The 17,282-nt window shown below is 66.5% G+C and carries 22 protein-coding genes; 9 read left to right on the top strand and 13 right to left on the bottom strand.

Going from position 1 to position 17,282, the window contains the following annotated elements; genetic code table 11:
• Window positions 1-77 precede the first annotated feature (77 nt).
• Genes JQX13_RS23340 through JQX13_RS55500 form a run of 4 tightly spaced genes read left to right on the top strand, consistent with a single transcriptional unit; the run spans window position 78 to window position 1,514 of the window.
• Complete coding sequence (locus tag JQX13_RS23340; RefSeq protein WP_203403352.1) at window positions 78-569, top strand: transposase; 492 nt, start codon at window positions 78-80, stop codon at window positions 567-569.
• On the top strand, window positions 509-1,027 hold the full coding sequence (locus tag JQX13_RS23335; protein ID WP_203403353.1) for a transposase: 519 nt from the start codon (window positions 509-511) through the stop codon (window positions 1,025-1,027). The genes JQX13_RS23340 and JQX13_RS23335 overlap by 61 nt, the downstream gene beginning before the upstream one ends.
• Entirely contained in the window at window positions 1,015-1,395 is a 381-nt protein-coding gene (locus JQX13_RS23330) for a hypothetical protein (protein WP_239013989.1), read from the top strand. The genes JQX13_RS23335 and JQX13_RS23330 overlap by 13 nt, the downstream gene beginning before the upstream one ends.
• On the top strand, window positions 1,383-1,514 hold the full coding sequence (locus JQX13_RS55500; RefSeq protein WP_275424884.1) for a hypothetical protein: 132 nt from the start codon (window positions 1,383-1,385) through the stop codon (window positions 1,512-1,514). Before JQX13_RS23330 ends, JQX13_RS55500 begins: the two co-directional genes overlap by 13 nt.
• Window positions 1,515-1,656: 142 nt before the next feature.
• Here JQX13_RS55500 and JQX13_RS23325 read toward each other — a convergent pair whose 3' ends face one another.
• A complete protein-coding gene (locus tag JQX13_RS23325; RefSeq protein ID WP_203411130.1) occupies window positions 1,657-2,304 on the bottom strand; it encodes a reverse transcriptase domain-containing protein in 648 nt (215 codons plus the stop codon).
• Window positions 2,298-2,582: a hypothetical protein gene (locus tag JQX13_RS23320; RefSeq protein WP_203411129.1), complete on the bottom strand. Its 285-nt coding sequence runs from the start codon at window positions 2,580-2,582 to the stop codon at window positions 2,298-2,300. The genes JQX13_RS23325 and JQX13_RS23320 overlap by 7 nt, the downstream gene beginning before the upstream one ends.
• Window positions 2,583-3,404: 822 nt before the next feature.
• Here JQX13_RS23320 and JQX13_RS23315 point away from each other — a divergent pair.
• Together JQX13_RS23315 and JQX13_RS23310 are read left to right on the top strand one after the other, a co-directional pair.
• On the top strand, window positions 3,405-3,785 hold the full coding sequence (locus tag JQX13_RS23315; protein ID WP_203411128.1) for a GFA family protein: 381 nt from the start codon (window positions 3,405-3,407) through the stop codon (window positions 3,783-3,785).
• 108 nt (window positions 3,786-3,893) lie between these two features.
• Window positions 3,894-4,163: a hypothetical protein gene (locus JQX13_RS23310; RefSeq protein ID WP_203411127.1), complete on the top strand. Its 270-nt coding sequence runs from the start codon at window positions 3,894-3,896 to the stop codon at window positions 4,161-4,163.
• Between the two features lie 21 nt (window positions 4,164-4,184).
• Here JQX13_RS23310 and JQX13_RS23305 read toward each other — a convergent pair whose 3' ends face one another.
• Both JQX13_RS23305 and JQX13_RS23300 read right to left on the bottom strand, forming a co-directional pair.
• The gene (locus JQX13_RS23305) at window positions 4,185-6,551 is read right to left on the bottom strand and encodes a flavin monoamine oxidase family protein (protein ID WP_203411126.1); all 2,367 of its coding nucleotides are present in this window, start codon (window positions 6,549-6,551) and stop codon (window positions 4,185-4,187) included.
• Entirely contained in the window at window positions 6,548-6,949 is a 402-nt protein-coding gene (locus JQX13_RS23300; protein ID WP_203411125.1) for a hypothetical protein, read from the bottom strand. Before JQX13_RS23300 ends, JQX13_RS23305 begins: the two co-directional genes overlap by 4 nt.
• Before the next feature lie 102 nt (window positions 6,950-7,051).
• Between JQX13_RS23300 and JQX13_RS23295 the strand changes: the two genes are divergently transcribed.
• On the top strand, window positions 7,052-7,378 hold the full coding sequence (locus JQX13_RS23295; RefSeq protein ID WP_203412668.1) for a hypothetical protein: 327 nt from the start codon (window positions 7,052-7,054) through the stop codon (window positions 7,376-7,378).
• Here the strand turns inward: JQX13_RS23295 and tnpB are convergent.
• Both tnpB and JQX13_RS23285 read right to left on the bottom strand, forming a co-directional pair.
• A complete protein-coding gene (gene tnpB, locus JQX13_RS56440) occupies window positions 7,297-7,785 on the bottom strand; it encodes an IS66 family insertion sequence element accessory protein TnpB (protein ID WP_203411124.1) in 489 nt (162 codons plus the stop codon). The two genes, JQX13_RS23295 and tnpB, sit on opposite strands and share 82 nt — an antisense overlap.
• Before the next feature lie 300 nt (window positions 7,786-8,085).
• A complete protein-coding gene (locus JQX13_RS23285; protein ID WP_203411123.1) occupies window positions 8,086-9,027 on the bottom strand; it encodes an NAD(P)-dependent alcohol dehydrogenase in 942 nt (313 codons plus the stop codon).
• Window positions 9,028-9,359: 332 nt separating this feature from the next.
• Between JQX13_RS23285 and JQX13_RS23280 the strand changes: the two genes are divergently transcribed.
• Window positions 9,360-10,034 carry a hypothetical protein gene (locus tag JQX13_RS23280; RefSeq protein ID WP_203411122.1) on the top strand — a complete coding sequence of 225 codons (675 nt, stop codon included), beginning with the start codon at window positions 9,360-9,362 and terminating at the stop codon, window positions 10,032-10,034.
• A 95-nt stretch (window positions 10,035-10,129) separates the two neighbouring features.
• Here JQX13_RS23280 and JQX13_RS23275 read toward each other — a convergent pair whose 3' ends face one another.
• Window positions 10,130-10,309 carry a hypothetical protein gene (locus tag JQX13_RS23275; protein WP_203412667.1) on the bottom strand — a complete coding sequence of 60 codons (180 nt, stop codon included), beginning with the start codon at window positions 10,307-10,309 and terminating at the stop codon, window positions 10,130-10,132.
• 207 nt (window positions 10,310-10,516) lie between these two features.
• Between JQX13_RS23275 and JQX13_RS23270 the strand changes: the two genes are divergently transcribed.
• On the top strand, window positions 10,517-10,945 hold the full coding sequence (locus tag JQX13_RS23270; protein ID WP_203411121.1) for a tellurite resistance TerB family protein: 429 nt from the start codon (window positions 10,517-10,519) through the stop codon (window positions 10,943-10,945).
• A gap of 92 nt (window positions 10,946-11,037) precedes the next feature.
• Here JQX13_RS23270 and JQX13_RS23265 read toward each other — a convergent pair whose 3' ends face one another.
• The 6 genes from JQX13_RS23265 to JQX13_RS23240 all read right to left on the bottom strand — a co-directional run bounded on the left by JQX13_RS23265 (window position 11,038) and on the right by JQX13_RS23240 (window position 17,281).
• Complete coding sequence (locus tag JQX13_RS23265) at window positions 11,038-12,732, bottom strand: PQQ-dependent sugar dehydrogenase (RefSeq protein ID WP_203411120.1); 1,695 nt, start codon at window positions 12,730-12,732, stop codon at window positions 11,038-11,040.
• Between the two features lie 282 nt (window positions 12,733-13,014).
• Complete coding sequence (locus JQX13_RS23260) at window positions 13,015-14,505, bottom strand: S28 family serine protease (protein ID WP_203411119.1); 1,491 nt, start codon at window positions 14,503-14,505, stop codon at window positions 13,015-13,017.
• A 160-nt stretch (window positions 14,506-14,665) separates the two neighbouring features.
• Window positions 14,666-15,076 (bottom strand): CBS domain-containing protein, encoded by a 411-nt coding sequence (locus JQX13_RS23255; RefSeq protein WP_239015069.1) that lies wholly within the window; start codon window positions 15,074-15,076, stop codon window positions 14,666-14,668.
• Window positions 15,077-15,784: 708 nt separating this feature from the next.
• The gene (locus JQX13_RS23250) at window positions 15,785-16,720 is read right to left on the bottom strand and encodes an alpha/beta fold hydrolase (RefSeq protein ID WP_203411117.1); all 936 of its coding nucleotides are present in this window, start codon (window positions 16,718-16,720) and stop codon (window positions 15,785-15,787) included.
• On the bottom strand, window positions 16,714-17,088 hold the full coding sequence (locus tag JQX13_RS23245) for a hypothetical protein (RefSeq protein ID WP_203411116.1): 375 nt from the start codon (window positions 17,086-17,088) through the stop codon (window positions 16,714-16,716). The genes JQX13_RS23250 and JQX13_RS23245 overlap by 7 nt, the downstream gene beginning before the upstream one ends.
• Window positions 17,078-17,281, bottom strand: coding sequence for a MerR family DNA-binding protein (locus tag JQX13_RS23240; RefSeq protein WP_203411115.1), 204 nt, complete (start codon window positions 17,279-17,281; stop codon window positions 17,078-17,080). The genes JQX13_RS23245 and JQX13_RS23240 overlap by 11 nt, the downstream gene beginning before the upstream one ends.
• Window position 17,282 lies beyond the last annotated feature (1 nt).

Genomic DNA, 17,282 nt, shown 5'->3' with positions numbered 1-17,282 from the left:
AGGGTGACGCGCCTGACCTCCCGAGTGGTAGAGGGGTGTTGTTCAGACATCCACCACCACAAGGCAGGAGGCGCGTCATGGGTGAAATCCTCAACGACTTCGGGCTGGAGTTCAACGGCTCCGTGAAGCTGGAGGCGAGGGCGGAGCGGTTGACGTCGGAGGCAGGTGCGGTGCTGCTGAGGGAGGTGGACGAGCGGTTGGGGCTGACGCGCTGGCTGGGGGAGATGTTGACGGACACGCGAGACGAGAAGCGGATAACCCACTCGCTGAGGGAGTTGGTGCGCACGGACCTTCTGCTGTTGGGGCAAGGGTGGAGAGACCACGACGACGCGGACGCGCTCAGGAGGGACGCGGCGTTGAGGTTGGCGGTGTCGGACAGCAAGAGCAGCGTGCCGCTGAGGGGGAAAGAGGGGGGAGCGGAGGGGTTGGCCTCACAGCCCACCTTGTCGCGGCTGACGGCCATGTTGGCGCGAGAGGAAAACCGGAAGGTGCTGCACGAGGCGCTGGTGTGGCAGACGGGGCGGAGGCTGAGGCGCAGCAGCCCAAGGGCCAGAAGCTCAAGCAGGTGACGGTGGACGTGGACGGGTTGCCGGTGGAGGTGCATGGGCACCAGGAGGGCAGCGCGTACAACGGGCACTACGGAGTACGCATGTACCACCCGATTGTCGCCAGTCTGGCCGAGACGGGAGACCTGCTGGACGTGAGGTTGCGCGAGGGAAACGTGCACAGCGCCAATGGAGCGCTGGAATTCATCGACGAGTTGCTGGGGCGAGTGGAGAAGGAGGTGTGTGAGGTGGCGGCGGTGCGCTTCGACGCGGGCTTTCCCGAGGAGAAGCTGCTGGCGAAGCTGGAGGAGCGAGGCACGCCCTACGTGGCGCGCGTGCGCAACACCAGCGTGTTGCAGCGGGAGGCGGCGCTGCCGCGCTTCATGAATTCGGGAGTGCCGCAGGGGAGCCGGGCACCCACCTGTACGAATGGGAGTACCAGGCGCAGGGCTGGAGCCGTGCGCGGCGCGTGGTGTTGGTAGTGCTGGAGAGGAAGGACGAGCTCTTCCCGCACGCCTTCTGGCTGGTGACGAGCTGGAGCAAGGAGCAGATGCCGGCCGAGGCGCTGCTGGAGCACTACCGCCAACGCGGCACGGCGGAGGGCCACTTCGGAGAGCTCATGGACGTGCTGGCCCCGGCGCTCTCCTCGGCCAGACGGCCCAAGTCCAAGTACCGGGGGCAGCCGCCCGTCCAGCGCGCGGTGTCCATCGACGCCTTCGCCAACAACGAGGTACGCCTGTTGCTCAATGCCCTGGCCTACAACCTGGTGCACGCCGCGCGCGTGCTGATGGAGCAGGCCACGGGCGAGGGCTGGGGCTGCTCCGTGTGCGCGAGCGGGTGCTCAAAGTAGCCGCGCGGGTGCTGTTACACGCCAGAAGAGTGGTGCTGGTCATTGGCCGGGAGTCGGCCAGCCTCTGGCAGAAGCTGTGGACGAAGCTGGGCTCGCTGAGCACAGCGCAAATCACGTAGCTGCCTGGAGTCAATTGCAGCTCACGTGTCGCACTCTCCCCACTCCCCTCTCCATCTCCTCCTGCTTGCTACCCGCTGCCCCGGGGCGGGCTTCCTCTGCCTTGTGCCCGATAACTCAACCCAACGCGCTCGACCTCAGCCTTCATGCATGTCTTGAGCCAGTCGTCGCGAATATGGTGGGCTCATTCAACTTCAGCTTCATCCCCTCCAACCATCCCCTTACCTGCGCCAGGGCCTGCGCCGCGCCTCTGCTACTCAGCACGACGAAGTCATCCGCGTAGTTGACAAGCACCGCTCCGCTCCGCTTCATCAGGTCGCTCCTCGCAAAGGCCTTCAGCAGCCGGTTGATGTAGATGTTCGCCAGCAGCGGCGAAATCACACCTCCCTGCGGCGTCTCCTGCTTGGACCTCTTGCCTCCGCTGTACCTCGGCCGCCCCAGTTCGTCTCTCTCTTCGATTGGCACCTTCAGCCACATCTTCACCAGATGCAGCACCGCCTTATCCGACACCCTCCTCGCCACGCACTTCATCAACTCGGCGTGGGGAATCGTGTCGAAGTACTTCGAGAGCTCCGCATCGACGACCTCGGTCCTCCCTCTGCCCAGCTCCTGATGGACCTTCCGCACCGCCTGCACGCCGATGCGCTCGGGGCGATACCCGTACGCCGCATCATCCAGGTCAGCTTCGAAGATAGGCTCCAGGATGAGTTTGGCTGCCGTCTGAGTGACTCTATCCTTGATGGTCGGAATCCCCAGCGGCCTCTCTCCTCCTCCTGGCTTTGGAATCAGCACCCTGCGCACTGGCTGAGGCCGTACCGCTTCTCCTGCAACTCGCGTTGCAGCTCTTTGAGCCACCGTTCCTCTCCGTACTCCGCCACCTGCTCGAAGGTCTGCCCATCGACTCCGGCTGCGCCTCGGTTCGCCTTGGCTCGCTTCAGCGCCTCCACCAGGACATCCCAGCGATAGAGCTTGTCGTACAGTTGGTAGAACCGGAACGTCGGCTCCACTTTGGCCTTCACGTAGAGCTTCTCTTGGAACTCTTCAAGCTTCGTAGGGGTTTTCAGGCTCACGCCAATCTCCCGCTCGTCCATTCCTCGAGCAGCAGTCTGAACCAGGGCCCCTTCCCTCCACGGTCGTTACCCGCTTCCCAGGTACTACGAGCCCCTCCGACTCCTGGGCGTGCCACGCCCTTTCGGCGTGTTCGGTCTTCACCCCGCCCGCACAGGTCTCCCGTGTTGCGCACTCCACCTTTTGCACACATGCCGCGCCCATTACCCCGGTGGGTCACCAGGCTTGGTCGATTGCCGCCACCTGGTACCTCGGCCTTCCCCGCTTTTGGGACGGGTCGGCACCCACGCAGTCCTCTCGGGGCCTGCTCAGGCTTCACTCGCGTTGCAGCCTGCGCGCTCGCTCGACCTCCTTTCGGGGCCTTCTTCTTCGGGGCTTCGGCTCAGAGGGTCACCCCTCTTCACCGCCCGATGGCTTCCGAGGTGCATCGACAATTCATCGGGTGGGACTTCCACCCACTGGTGACGTGCACCTTTCACGGCGCACCCAAAAAAGGACCAAACCGAACGGACGCGCCTGGACTCGCCCGGACAGATGGCCGCCCCATTTTCAGAGGGAAAACGGGAGTATGCCTCTGGTCCCGAGTGGGGGCGGATCCGCCCTTGGCGGCTTCGATTCCCGCCGCCTCCAATAGAGGTTGCCCGCCGCTCAGAGCCGAGCCTCCTCCCAACCTGGCCGCTGCCTGGGGCGCCACGCTCGCCACCTCCTCTCCTGCTTGGGGGGAGCCGCAGCGGAGGAGTCGCCTGGTTTTCGTGGGATCCAATCTGGACCCTTGGGTATAACGAGGCTCTGTCAACAGCAACTACATACGAACGGGGTGCGTTATGCCTAAGGGTTCCTGCCTTTGTGGGGCTGTGAGTTTCGAGGTCGCCGGGACTCTGCCCCCGCCCGATGCCTGCCATTGCACGCAATGCCGAAAGCATTCAAGTCATTTCTTCGTATCCACAGACGTTCCCCGCTCCGCCGTGACGATCCACGGCACCGACAAGATCACCTGGTACCGCTCCTCCGAAAAGGCGCAACGAGGTTTCTGTTCCATCTGCGGCTCGTCTCTCTTCTGGGACCCCATCCACAAGGATTGGATCGGCATCGCCATGGGCGCCTTTGAGCTGCCCACTGGCACGCGACTGCGGATCCATATCCACGTGGCCGACAAGGGCGATTACTACGACATCGGGGACGGCTTGCCGCAAAACCAGCATTAAGGAACATGCAATACCCGCGGGCGATGGACTCGATGCGCGCCAGATTCTTCTCGCCCCATTCCCCTAGCCGCGGGGCTGGCCCGCTGCCTGGGCATGCGGGACGAGGCGATGTATGCCCATGACGAGGCACTCCAATCCGCCTGGGAGCATGGCTTCCTCCAGAACGCGGGCCTCGCCGCCGAGCTCGCGGCGCGATTCTGGCGTGAGGGGCGGGTGCCCACCATCGCCCTGCTGTATGCCCGCGCGGCGTACCGGAAGTGGGGCGCCCACGGCAATCTCCAGCACCTGGAGGACCGGTGGCCCCTGCTGAGAGCGAGGGGCCAGGACGGGGGGCCATGGCCCCCCCTGGAGATTCCCCTCACGCCAGACAGGGCCTGAGCACGCCGTGCGGGGAGTTGCTTACTTCTCCAGATTCCTGAGGATCCAATCTGCCGCGTACTCACCGCTCAGCCAGGCCCCGTGCGCGGTGGCGTACTCCTCCTTGGAGGAGCGTAGGGCCTCGCCAGCAAACACGATGCAGCCGTGCACCACGGCCTCTCGCAACGTCTTGCGTTTCTCGCCCCCGTCAGGCCTCGTGTACGAGTACGCGCCGCGGCTGTAGATGTCCTCGCTCCACCGGCTCGTGTGGATCTTGCCGCTCCACGACTCCAGCACGTCGCCTTCCTTCAGCTTGAGCGCGGCGGCGAGCACCTGGAGGGCCACGGTAGCAGTCTCCTGATCGTCGCGCTGATCGAGCTCCTTCGCGTACGCGCCCCCGACGAATCCAACGACCACGTTCAACGCCCGACGGTAGAGGAACTTCCACGGCACCCCGCTCGCCGAGAGCGTGAACAGCGAGGGGTCCGTCTCGCCTTCGGGTGGGACGGTCGCGTCCTCGACCAGGGACTCGAGCGCCGTGGCAAGGGGGGATTCCGCCTTCAGCGGCAGGAAGATCTTCTTGTAGTGCCCCATGGGCACCGCCGCGAAAGCCTCGCGGATGTTCTCGGGAAGCGCGGGGGTGAATTTGATGGCGTTTCGCAGCACGATTTCGGTGGGCACGCACACGACGACTCCGCGCGCGTAGAGCACGCCCTGACCTGTCTCGAGCCGGGCGTAGGTCGTGACCTGGACGTTGGATGGTACCTCGACTTCGGACCTGCCCACCGTGATCTCCGTGACCGGGCACTCGAGCCGTACGCTCAGGTACGTGGGATTCTCTTTGTTGAGCGCTCGGGCATGCTTCTCGATGAGCGCGCCATACCCCTCGCGGGACATCCTGTTGCTCGTCCCGACATCCTCTTTCGCTTCCTCTTCCTCTTCCTCTTCCTCGTCTGCCTCGTATGACGTGAAGTCGGTCGGCTCGATGCCTTCGTCGAGCTCCGCGCTCATCGCGAGCGCCAACGTCAGCAAGGGGTTCTCGAGGAGCTTCTGGATGCGTTCTTCCACCCTTTGCGCGAAGGTTTCTTCCTGGCCGCGGCGGATTTCCTCCTCAAGCCTCTTGTGATGCTTCTCCTTGATGTCCTTACGCGCCAGTTCGAGGAGCGAGGTCTGTACGCCGCCCTTGTTCTCGAGCCACGCATCGGACTGGAACGCTTCGTGTTGCTCCCTGAATTTGTCGAACTCCTTGACCCTGCTCTGTAGCCGGCTTTGCTCTGTCCTCTTGTTACGGTATATCTTGAACTCCTCTGACTTCATATCCTTGGGCTGCTCGGGCAGAACGAAGCCATCGAGCTCCGAACGCGCCTGTTCGGCACATTCCCGCAGCTCGTCGACCTTGTCGGACACCTGCTTCCTATACCGCTGGACGAAGTCATGTTCCTTCGCCAGGGATTGGGCGAGCTGCTCGAGTTCGTTCTTCAGGTTCGCCTCCAGCTCCGTTTTATCTTCATCGCGGACCTGGTCCTCGCAGTACGCCTTCACTTTGCGGTCGAACGCTTGCCGGACACTCTCGTCGGCCTTGGAACGAATCCCCTCTCCATGCGACTCCGCCTCGCGCCAGAGCGGGTGCTCCTCGGTCACGACTTCGTCCTCCAAGGGCACGCGGATCGCCGTGACCTGTTTGTGCCAGAACGCGCTATGCCCATACTGGCCCGCGAGCGGAACGAGGGGGTTGGTCTCCGCGTCCTGCAGGAACTGGCAGCCCAGATCGATGTCGAGCCCCTCCCATTTGATCGTGCGCGCGCGTCCGCCCAGGTAATCGCGGGCTTCCAGGAGCACCACGGACTGCTCCGGGGCTGTTTCGAGGAGCTTCTCCGCGGTGCGGATCCCCGCGATGCCACCGCCCACGATGGCGATGGGGAGCACGTCGAAGTACAGCCGCCGCACCCCCACCGAGACCTTCGTGTTCTCTTTCACCGAGAGGATCCGCAGGCGCGCCAGGTAGGGGCCCTTCTCGAACGTGAAGACCCCATCGGGGAACTCATCACTGGACCGCACGCCGCTCAGCCGGCCCTGGGTGTCGTGGTGGTCCTCGCCCTTCTTGACCTCCACCATGCCGATGGGGCGGTCATCCCCGTGCGGGTAGATGTGGATGTCGGCGGCGGTGACGTGTTCCCAGCCCTCGATCTTCCAGCTCAGCACCAGCGAGCCCTCTCCCGGGACGTGGACGTAGTAGCGCCCCGGCGCGTCATGCGAGAGGTCGTCGTGCTCATCGGGGTGCCCCTCGTGCGGGCTGTTCCCCACGCCGAACCCCGAGATCCTCACCTCGTACATGCCGGACTCGCAGGAGGTGATGAGGTCTTCCTGCGGCTCCAGCGGCTTCCACGCCTTGGCCTGGATGGGTTTCATCTGGAAGTTTCCTCGTCGCACGGCCACGGAGTGGGAGACGACTCCTCGCGGATCCGGGCCCAGGTCTCCGGAGGAGTGCGCACCCACACCGCGTGGATCCGGTGGTCGGGAGCAATCCCCCTGTCCTGGAGGATCGCCTGGACGGAGGGGTGTTTGTCGAAGTCGGGGGAGTGCATCGCCATCGCGACGAAGAACTCCACCAGCGCGAAGGGGTCCGTCATGCCGTACGCCGCCGCACGTTCCCGTGCGTGGGCCACCCGGCGCTCAAGCAGCGCGTCCGGCCATTGCGCGACGAGCGCGGGCTCATGACGTCGCACGTACGCCGCGAGCGAGCGCACGAAATCCTGCTCACGGTGGCGCTGGAGTGACTGCAACTGCGCGTCACGAATCGTGAGCATGGAGGCATCTTCCCCTGGGAGGAGCGAACCTACCACGGCCTTCCCGGTGCCGGGTCCGCAGTAACTGAGCACGAGTCCGGGCTCGCCCCGGTGGGCAGGCCCGTGTCCTTCCGCCGGGCCTTCAGGGCCAACCGGGCGATCGGCCTCGGTTGCGGCCGGTGCCCGGCCCACGTGGCGGAGAAGGCCCCACACGACGGGACAACGTTGCGCAAGGACTGCTGCGACGCGTTGGAGCGGGATGTCCCCGCGCCAGCGCTCGTGGACGTCTCCAACCAGGCCTCCCCGCTCGCGGTCCCGCCGGCCCCGCCGCCGATGTGGCACCCCGTCACGGCTCCCGCGAGTGGTGGCTACCTGTCGCTCGCCCGCTGGGACACGCCCCACGCCCAGGGGCCACCTGTCTTCCTCCGCATCCGCTCGATGCTCATTTGAGCGCTCCCGGCGCGCGCCCCTCCGCCCGTCGAAAGCCCTGAGGGGCCGGGCGCGCCGTTCCGCTCCGGCCAGCCATTCCCCATCGCTCTGGCGTATAGAAGGAAGGATGGGAGGTGTGTTGAGGGAGTGGGCAGGAGCAGAGGGGCCGAGGAGGGCCGCTGACGGGGGCCGCCCGAGCCCACTGTCAGCACCACGCTCGCCGCCCCCGCCTGGACCCAGGGGCTGGCGAAGCGTCCCTTGAAGAGGCGTTTGGTGAGCAGCACCAGCCCCGTGCCGTCGAAGTACAGCACCTTGGCGCGCCGACGGCACCGCCCGACGAAGAGGAAGACGTCACCCTTGAGCAGCTGCCCGCCCAGCTGCTGCTCCCCCCCGCCGCCACGCCTGCAACGTCGGCTCCGACACTCCAAGACTCTCCACCACCGACTTGAGCGTCTCTCCCTTCTCCTGCGCCTGCGCCAGGTAGCGCACCGCGAACGCTCTCAGTGGCTCGGGGAAGGGCCCGAGCCCTTCGCTCGTCCTGCCCTCAGCCTCTGCGCCTCCTGCCGGAACTGCTCCAACTCCTTCTCCACGTGCACCTCCAGGTTCATGGCCTGGACGTCTCACGCCACTGCTTCTCTCGTCACGACGGGGTCCGGCGAGCAGTTACGACCCGCCAAGCCCGGCCAAAAGCCCGACGAGCGCATCGAGACGTTCGTTGCCTACGTCGTTCAGTAGGTTTTGCCACCATTTTCTACGGTGATGACGACATTTCCCTTTTTATGCCCTTGTTCGACATAGCGATGCGCCTCGATGATCTGTTCCAGCGGATACACCCGATCAATGACAGGTCTTACTTTGCCCGCCTCGACCAGTTCCTTGAGCAAGAGCAGGTTTTCAAGCTTGTCGCCGCCGGCCGAGTCGGCATGAACATTGAGGTAGATGCTTGCCTGCTCACGCGCCCTCTTCACCTGAGCAGGTGAGAGCTTGCCCACCGCGTCAAAAATGACGTCATAAGTCTCGCCGCTCTGAGTAAAGTGCTCGCGGCTGTAGTCGATGACCTTGACGGCGCCCAACGATTTCACCAATTCCAGGTTCGCGGCGCTGCATACCCCCGTCACTTCGGCTCCGAAGTGGTTCTTTGCAAGTTGTACCGCGTTCGTGCCCACTGAACCCGAAGCGCCGTAGATCAGAACCTTCTGCCCAGGTTGGATTCTCCCCTTCTTGAGACATTGCAACGCCGTCTGGCCTGCGCCCGGGACGGCGGCTGCTTCCGCGAAGCTGAGATTGGCCGGTTTGTGCGCCAACACCCCGTTTTCGGGCAGGCATTTGTACTCGGCGTAGCCGCCGAAATCTACCCCGAAGGTAGAGGCAAAGACCAGGTCACCAGGCTTGAAGCGGGTCACTTTGTCGCCCACAGCTTCAATAGCCCCAGCCAGCTCCATCCCCAGGATGGTTCGCTTGGGTCTGCGAAACCCCAGATAAAGGCGCGCCAAGAACCGCTGCCAGAACGGGCCAGGGATGTTGAGGCTGCGCATGATGGTATCACCGATGGTGACAGTGGTCGCATGAACTCGGACCAGCACTTCTCTGGCGCTGGGGGTGGGTTTCTCCACCTCTTCGAGCTTTAGAACATGAGACGGTCCATATTCGCGATAGACCACGGCTTTCATTCGTTCGCCTCCAAGCGATCAGGTGTTTTGAAGCGGGAATTCGGGGACGGGGGGAAGGAGAGGAGGAGGTGAAGGGTGTCTGCGGATGGGAGGCCTCGGAAACCATGGTCGCACGAAACGGCCCACCTGCGAGAATGGGCCGAGAAGATTGCCGCCCGGCGCGGCAAGAAGATTGCGGTGGTGGCAATAGAGGTTGCCCACCGCGGTGGAGGGGATGGGACGGCGCGAGCGGCGCCGTGGCCTGGACTGGCCCCCTCTGTTATGGATGATCAGGTATGTCCTTTGATCTGCTTGCCTCAGCAGTCGACAACAATGCAGCGTGGTGCGACGCAGTGTGCCGCGCACATGGCTACCCGGGTGAGTTCTCCCGCTCTCTGTGGCTGAACCGTGCCGGAGTCCTCAAGTTCTACCCGAACGCCATTACGCTCACGCGAGACGACGAGGCTCAACAGCTCGAGCAGATCTCCGCGCTCGACGTGCCTGGGCAATGGGGAGTCAAGGATAGCTTCGCGACGCTCGACCTTGCTCCGAGAGGTTTCACAGAGCTGTTCGCCGCACAGTGGCTCATCCTCTCCCAGGCGGCACCTGCGGCTGCTCCTGCCAGCGGAGTTCGTTGGCTCCCGATTCGGGAGGAGACCTCGCTCGCCGCATGGGAAGTGGCCTGGCGCGGACCCTCGGGTAGCCACCTACCAGAGCAGGAACACGCCCTCTTCCGCCCCACGCTGCTGGACGACGCGAACATCCAGTTCTTCGCCGCTTACGACAACGAGGCCATCGTCGCCGGTGCCATTGCCTACCGGGCCGCGGGTGTCGTGAGCCTGTCGAACACGTTCTTCGTGGAAGGAGCACCCGCCGTGCTCCGCGCGGAGATGCTCGTCCATGCCATGGCGGCATTCCCGGGGCTGCGGCTCGTGGGCTACGAACACGGCGACGAGCTGTCCACGTGGTGCACCCAGGGCTTCGAGCCGGTAGGAGCCCTGCGGGTGTGGCTGAAGCGGGCTGGATAGAAACTGTACACGCCTGCCCAGGCCGTCCTCCCAAGTGGTGCGCGGTAGGAGCCCTGGGCCTCTCTGGCTGACGAGGAGCGCGTCCAGCAGCCGGCCTATCTCCTCGCGCAGTGTTTCCACCGCCTGCCGAAGCGCCACGCCAGGGCCGCGTCGCGCAGGGCCTCGTCGGCGCCATGCAGGGCGAGCTCCTCGCGCAGCCGCAGGAAGGCCCAGACGGAGGCCGCCTCCAGGTGCGCGGCCTGGGAGGAACGTCTCGCGCTCCGAGAGGAGCTCAAAGAGCCTGGGCACCCCATGGAATCCCCAACGGAAGGCTCATTGAACTTCTTTCAGGCCGGGCCGAGGTCACGCTTCCACGCGCGAGCCAGGGCGAAAACCGTTTCCGGTCCTCGCCGGCGCCCACTATCCTACTCCGCCGAGCGGCCCGGCCCATCCCATGTCCGCGAGCCCCTGGCCAGCCGCGCGCCGCTCGCCAAGGAGACGACATGACGCGCGAGTACCCCCAGGAGCAGCTGATGGCGTTCGTCCAGGCCATGGCCAACGTGGCGGCGAGCGATGGCCGCATCACCGAGGACGAGCGCCAGCAGCTCGATGACGTGGTGTTTGGCATCGGCCTGTCGCCCCGCGACGAGCAGGTCGCCGCGCTCATCGAGCAGGAGTTCCAGAAGCCCAGCCGCCTCACCGACATCGTCAGCAAGATCGAGAGCCGCGAGCTGCGCGCCTCCCTGCTGCGCATGATCGTCGAGGTGGCGTGCGCCGACGGCGAGATCGCGAACGAGGAGCGCGCGTCGGTGAAGGAGGCCGCCGGCGCCTTCGGTCTCGACGTGTCGGTCGCCGACGAGCTCATCGACTGGACGCTCGCCTCGATCAAGCTCGAGCAGCGCGAGCGCGAGATCATGGCGAAGCTGCTCTAGACCGGGGCGAAAAGCTGTCGCGGGGCAAGCCCGCTCCCACATGGCCGCAACCCGCCGATGGGACCGGGCTCATCCCGGTCCCATCGTGACGATCACGACTTCGGGGTCAGCTTGCGCAGCGCGCCGTCGCTGCCGCCCTTGACGTACCAGATGCTGCCATCGAACGGCGACACCTTCAGTGCGCGCACCGCACCGGTGTACACGCCGTTCGCATCGCGGCCGTAGCGCTCGACGCCCGTGACGTTGTTGGACGCCGGATCGATCACCACGCGGTACAGCGCGATGGACGAGGTGGAGCCGAGCAGCGCGGAGCCCTTCCACTGCGGGAACAGGTTGCCGTTGTAGAACGCCAGCCCGGACGGCGACATGGAGTTGGTGGTGGAGAACCAGCCCCAGTACGCCGCCGGCTGCGTGAACTGCGGCGCGGTGTCGTGGCGCGGATACGGCTGGCCCGGCATGTAGGCATCGCCGTTGTAGTGGTTGCCGTTGCTCACCAGCGGCCAGCCATAGTTACCGCCCTTGGCGATGAAGTTGAACTCGTCGCCGGAGGCCGGGCCCATCTCCGTTTCCCACAGGTTGCCCTTCGCGTCGAACGCCAGGCCGTACGGGTTGCGGAAGCCGCTGGCCCACACCTGCCCGCGCACGCCGCCGGCCGACGCCTCGGGGTTGTCGGTGGGGGTGCTGCCGTCGAGGTTGAGGCGGATGATCTTGCCCAGTCCGGTGTCCGGCATCTGCGCGGTGACACCGCGATTGCCGTTGGAGTCCGGAATGTCGCCGTCGCCGACGGAGAGGAATACGTACTGGCCATCCGGTGCGAACGCGATGCGCGCGCCCGGCTGGCCGCGCATCGAATAGCTCGACGGTTCCTGCCAGACGATCTCGAGGTCGGCGAGGTTCGCGGCACCGGCACTCTCGTCGAGGCGCGCGGTCGCCAGCGTGAGGCGGTTGTTGCCGTCCGCGGCCTTGGCCACGTAGCTGAACCACAGCGTGCGGTCCTGGGCGAAGGTCGGCGATGCCGCCACGTCGTGGAGGCCGCTCTGGCCGCCACCGCCGTTGGCGCCCACCGAGACCGGCAGGCCGCCGATGGACGTCTTCGCGCCCGCGGACGTCACGATGTACATGCGGTCGCTCTTTTCGGTGACCACGACACGGCCGTCGGGCAGGAAGTCGAGGCCCCACGGGTTGTTGAACGGTGCCACGTCGGTGATGACGAACGGCGCCGCGGGTTCCGTCTGGTTGCCGGAGATGCGCGCGTTGTACGACACGGTGGGCGCCGTGCCCGGCTGCTGATCAGGGGAGTCGCCCGGCCCGCCGCCGCCGCTGGCGCCGTAGACCTCGAACTCGTACAGCGAGTAGCCGTACTGGGTGTTCTTCTCCGTGCCGTACATGGAGACGAAGCGCGCCGAGACGGGATTGAACGTGATGTCTTCCGTGCCGCCCTTGCCGTTGGCGTTCGTGTACACGGTGGTCCAGTTGACGCCGTCGTTGGAGACGTTGAGGGTGTAGACGGTGGCGTGCGCGTTCTCCCAGCGCAGCACCACGCGGCCGATCGACTGCTCACTGCCGAGGTCGATGGTGATCCACGAGGGGCTAACGAACTCCGAGCTCCAGCGGGTGTCCAGACGGCCGTCGTTGGCGTTGGCCGCATTGAACGCCGCGGCGTTCTCGGTGCCGCTGACGCTTACCGGCTGGTTCAGCGCGAGGTTGACCGGCGTGCTCTGCGCGAAGGCGCACGGGGTGGCGGCGAGGCCGGCCAGCAGCAGGAATGAGTGTGGCACGCGACGCATGGCGGAACTCCATGTTTGGGTTGGGCCGAAGGAAACCCAAAACGGACGAGAGCGCCGAATTGGGATGTCGGTCGCAATATCATGAGGTGCGGGTCGTAGGAGGCGCCCAATTCACGAGGCGAATACAGGAGCACGCCTGCGGCGTATGAGAAATTGGGAGGACAGTCGAGGGATTGGGCTGGCTCAGAGACGCTGCAACGGGGGCACGGACTTCGCGCCCGTGCCCTTCGAAGCAGGTCATTGCCTACTCAGGTGTTCTCAACGTCTGAGAGCGGGTGACGGCTACTCCTGAGGCGGCGGGCGGCGGCGGTCGATGACGAGCGACTGCACCGGCTCCTCGCCCGAGGCCAGACGGGACGCCTTCTGCGCGACGCGCTCCTGCTCCATGGGCTGCAGGCCCATCCACGTGCCGAGCTGCTCCACGGCGAAGGCGCGCTCGACCTCCGGCAGGCGGGAGATGGAGGAGTTGTGGTTCCCGCCGGGGACGAAGAACCGGTACGAGTCGTTGCGCTCGCGCACGTCGAAGGCGTTGGTGGACCACGGGTCCAGCTCGCCGTAGATGAACAGCATGCGCTCGCCGCGCGCCTTCACCCACGCCTCGACGAGGGGAATGGACCAGAAGTCGAACCCGTAGGGCTCAATCGCGAAGGGCACCATGGCGGCGGGCGCGTACTGCCGCGGGTAGCGCACGAGCCCGCGCAGGTGCCGCTCGTCGGAGCGGTAGCTGCCCAGCTGTGTGCCCGCCTGGAAGTAGTAGGGCGCGTAGTACTGGATGGACGGGTCGCTGAAGCTGAAGTAGCCGACGATGCCGCTCAGCGCCTCCAGCACCTGCTCCGCCGGCGCGCCGGGCGCGGGGATGGTGGTGCACGTCTCGGGAGGGCTGTACTGCCAGAAGGAGAAGGGCAGCTCGAGGACCATGAACTCGAACGCCTTGTCCGCGCCGAGGAAGTCGAGCGGCGCGCCCTCGGCCGTCGCCGCCGCGGCGACCTGGGGCACCAGTTCCTCGCGGCGCGACAGCGCGTCACGCTGGAAGTCGCGGATGCGCTCGCGGCACGCGGCGTCGCCCACGGTACCGAGGAAGTGGACGTAGCGCGGGTCCCGCGGGCCGTGGCTGCTGGGCGCCACGTAGGCCACGGTGGCGTCCACGTCGTTCGGGTAGAGGGCGCGGTGGTAGACGGACGTCATGCCGCCCTTGCTCGCGCCGGTGCTCACCCACTTCGCGCCATAGAGGGACTTGAAGGCGCTGACGATGCGGTGGTGGTCCGCCGCGGCCTGCCCCAGCGTCAGGTGCGCCCAGTTGGCGGGCTCGGGGATGGAGGGGCCGAAGAAGCGGTGCTCGACGAGGAGTTGGTTCGCCTGGAGGATGGCGGTGGGCTCCGTCTGTCCGGCGCTGGTGCCGATGCCATAGCCCGTGCTGGCCAGCACCATGGGCGCCTGCGTCGAGCGGTGCAGCAGCGTCATGCGCTGCTGGAAGCGTTGGCCCTCCGGGTGCCAGTGGTCCGCCGGCTGGTCATAGGTGAGGATGAAGAAGCGCGTGCCGGGGATGCGCGTCGGGCCCTCCCGCACCGTGAGCCCGGGGATGGACCGCAGCGCGACCAGGATGTCTGGCTCCACGTCCTGCGCGGTGGAGGGGAGCGCCTGGGCGCTCACGGCCGCGGCCTCCGCCGGCGGCGCCTCGCCCTGCTCCGGTGGCGGTCCTTCGCCACACGCCTGGAGTCCCAATGCAATCGCGCACGTCAGCGCGGTGAACGGACGACGAAAGAGCTTCCGCATGGTTCGAGAATCCCTGTCCGAGTACACCCGGAAAATTCCGGGTGGATACTCAAACGCGGAGGACGGGTCGGTATTGCACCCGCAGCGGGATGACTCGCCGGCTGAAGTCATTTTTTCAGCCGGGTGAGACAACTCCCGGCGTCGTGACACTGGACCCTTTTCAGGGCTCCAGCTCGCGGAGCAGCGACTCCATCAAAAGGCCGCGGCTCCTCCTCGCGGCGCCCTTTCGCGCTCGGAGCAACTGCTTCCACTTCTTGCTGGTGCGGTACATGTCCACCAGCGGCGACACCAGCGTCACCCGGGGGCTCCAGGAGGTGCCATCGTCGTCCTCCTGCAAGGATTTCAGGGAAAGAATTTCCGACATACAGGCCAGCGGGGAGTGCTCCCACACCTTCCGCAGGTCCTCGGCCGTCACGTCGCCGATGAGCTCCCCGCGCGACTCGTCCACCACCGGCAGCCAGTCCAGCCCATAGCGCTGCATGAGCGCCAGCGCCCGCATCACCGTGTCATTCGGAAACAGCGTCACCGCCTTCGCCACCAACGCCTTGTGTGCTTCGAACTGCTCCGCCATCGCCCACCTCGCCACCCGATGCTGCCCGGCAGGGCACCTGGCAAAGCGCTCGCCAACGCTCGGCGGCCTCAGGCGTCCTCCTCAGGGGGTGCGGCTCGGCGCCGCGCCCGGGCCGCTCGCTCCCGCCTTCCAACCGCTCGCCCAGGCCAGACCCTGTCTCAGCCCCCTCCTGCGTTACCTCTGCTCCTGCCCGGCATGCCCGCCGGCCGTAAGGAGACGCTCCATTATGAGCACCAGGGGAAGTGCTACTCGCCCGCCTTCAGCGCCAGGCCCCCGCCCCAGTCGCTCGGGCAGTGAGTGGCGTGGGCGCTCGCGGGCTCAGGGAGGGGGTCAGTGGGTGGGTTCAACCGTCCACGCCCAGTCTCGTTCCGGCTCGGGTCTCGCGTTTCGACTCCTTTGACCCAGCGCGAACGCACGGCGCAGCAGCCCCGCCTGATCCAAGCGGGGCGTGCGCTCCTTCCGCGGCTCCTCCACCGTCGCGACCACCAACGGGCTCTCCTCTTCCGGCCGCGGCTCCGCCCTCGCTCGAGGGAGCAGAAATGGCCGCACTTTCGCGCCTGGGGCGAATACGCCGTGGAACCTCGTCAGGTTCGCCCGAGGCAGGCGGAGGCACCAGGGACGCCACACGGACCTCCGCGTCCGGGTGCGGCGCATCGGGCCCATGGAGACCGAGCGGGTATTCTCCTGGAGGCCCCGGCGGGCCTCGACTCATCGACCTTCCAAACGCCGTGGCGCGGTCCCTCCCGCCCTCGCATCACCCCTTCGCACAATGGCGGCGATGTGCTCGGAGATCCGCGCCCAGAGCCCGGGCGGAAGGTTGTGCCCCATCCCGTCGATCAGCACGAGCTCGGCCCCCGGAATCGCGGCAGCCGTGGCACGCCCACCGCTCGGGTCGCACAGTGTGTCAGCGAGCCCGTGCAGCACGAGCGTGGGCACATCGATCGCACGCAGCAGCGGGGTGCGGTCACCCGACGCGACCGACGCCACGGCCTGGCGCGCGATGGCGACCTCGTCGTGAGCGCGATCATACGCAAGCCCCGCGCTCTCGGCCACGGCCGCCGGATCCGCCGGGAACGCCGGCGAGCCAACCACCGCGATGCTGCGCACGGCGCGCGCGACGACCTCCTCACGCGTGCGTGCGGGAGGCCCTCCGAACAACGCCTTCATGGTCGCGGGGTGCGCCTGCCCGACCGACATGTCGCCGGTCGTCGACATCATCGTCGTGAGCGATCGCACCCGTGTCGGATGCTCGATCGCGATCGTCTGCGCGATCGCGCCACCCAACGACGCTCCCACCACGTGCGCGGCGTCGATCTTCAGGGCATCGAGCAGGCCAACCGCGTCAGCAGCCATGTCGGAGAGCGTGTACGACGCCGATGACAGATCGCCCTCGAGCGCCGCGGGCAGCTCGGGAGGCGGGGCATCGCGCATGTGCGTGGAGTGCCCCGAATCACGGTTGTCGAAGCGCACCACGTGGAGCTCGCGCGCGACGAGCGCCCGCAGGAAGCCGAGTGGCCAGTTCACGAGCTGGGCGGCGAGTCCCATCACGAGCAGCACCGTCGGGTGTTTCGGATCGCCGCGTTGCTCCCAGGCGATGTCGAGATGTGCCGGTCCGACGTCCTTCGCGATCTGTTCGTTCAGCATGGTTCGTGCTCCGTCTTGTGAAGGCTGGCCAGTGCCTGGTTGAGGTACCGCATCAGCGCGGGGCTCCACCCGGCGAGGTTCTTCGGGGGCGCGAGCCGGCGAAGGTGCGCGAGCGCCTCCAACGTGGCGCGGTCGCCACCGGCGAACTCAACGATCCGCGCCAGGGCCGCGCGGGCCACGGCGCGAGGGCCCGGGGCCGAGGGGGCCTCTCCCGCCTTCATGCACGCACGAAGCTCGTCGCCCAGCTCCCGCCACCGGGCCTCTGCCTCCTTCGATGCGTTCCCCTTCTTCCGGAGTGCGTCGCCACGGCGAACGACCCGCGACATGGCCTCGATCGTGGCGAGCACGTCGGCGGGGTTAGACGCCACGGTCCGCGTGCTCGCACGCGTGATCGAGGAGCGTCCGAAGCTTCCCGAGCCGCTCGAGCTCGGCCTCGACGCGAGCCCGATGGGCACTCAGGACGTTGGCGAGCTCGGCGCGGTCGTCATCGAGCATGCGACCAATGTCCGCGAGTGAAAGCCCCAGGTCGCGCAGCGCGCGAATGCGGTAGAGGCGCCGCACG

The organism is Archangium violaceum (assembly GCF_016859125.1).
Taxonomy (GTDB): domain Bacteria; phylum Myxococcota; class Myxococcia; order Myxococcales; family Myxococcaceae; genus Archangium; species Archangium violaceum_A.
This window is presented reverse-complemented; position numbering and strand designations above follow the sequence as displayed.

Coding starts and splice junctions, on each gene's coding strand:
- JQX13_RS23340 (WP_203403352.1), top strand. CDS start 78: ATGGGTGAAATCCTCAACGACTTCGGGCTGGAGTTCAACGGCTCCGTG.
- JQX13_RS23315 (WP_203411128.1), top strand. CDS start 3,405: ATGCCTAAGGGTTCCTGCCTTTGTGGGGCTGTGAGTTTCGAGGTCGCC.
- JQX13_RS23310 (WP_203411127.1), top strand. CDS start 3,894: ATGTATGCCCATGACGAGGCACTCCAATCCGCCTGGGAGCATGGCTTC.
- JQX13_RS23305 (WP_203411126.1), bottom strand. CDS start 6,551: ATGAAACCCATCCAGGCCAAGGCGTGGAAGCCGCTGGAGCCGCAGGAA.
- JQX13_RS23300 (WP_203411125.1), bottom strand. CDS start 6,949: ATGCTCACGATTCGTGACGCGCAGTTGCAGTCACTCCAGCGCCACCGT.
- JQX13_RS23285 (WP_203411123.1), bottom strand. CDS start 9,027: ATGAAAGCCGTGGTCTATCGCGAATATGGACCGTCTCATGTTCTAAAG.
- JQX13_RS23270 (WP_203411121.1), top strand. CDS start 10,517: ATGACGCGCGAGTACCCCCAGGAGCAGCTGATGGCGTTCGTCCAGGCC.
- JQX13_RS23265 (WP_203411120.1), bottom strand. CDS start 12,732: ATGCGTCGCGTGCCACACTCATTCCTGCTGCTGGCCGGCCTCGCCGCC.
- JQX13_RS23260 (WP_203411119.1), bottom strand. CDS start 14,505: ATGCGGAAGCTCTTTCGTCGTCCGTTCACCGCGCTGACGTGCGCGATT.
- JQX13_RS23255 (WP_239015069.1), bottom strand. CDS start 15,076: ATGGCGGAGCAGTTCGAAGCACACAAGGCGTTGGTGGCGAAGGCGGTG.
- JQX13_RS23250 (WP_203411117.1), bottom strand. CDS start 16,720: ATGCTGAACGAACAGATCGCGAAGGACGTCGGACCGGCACATCTCGAC.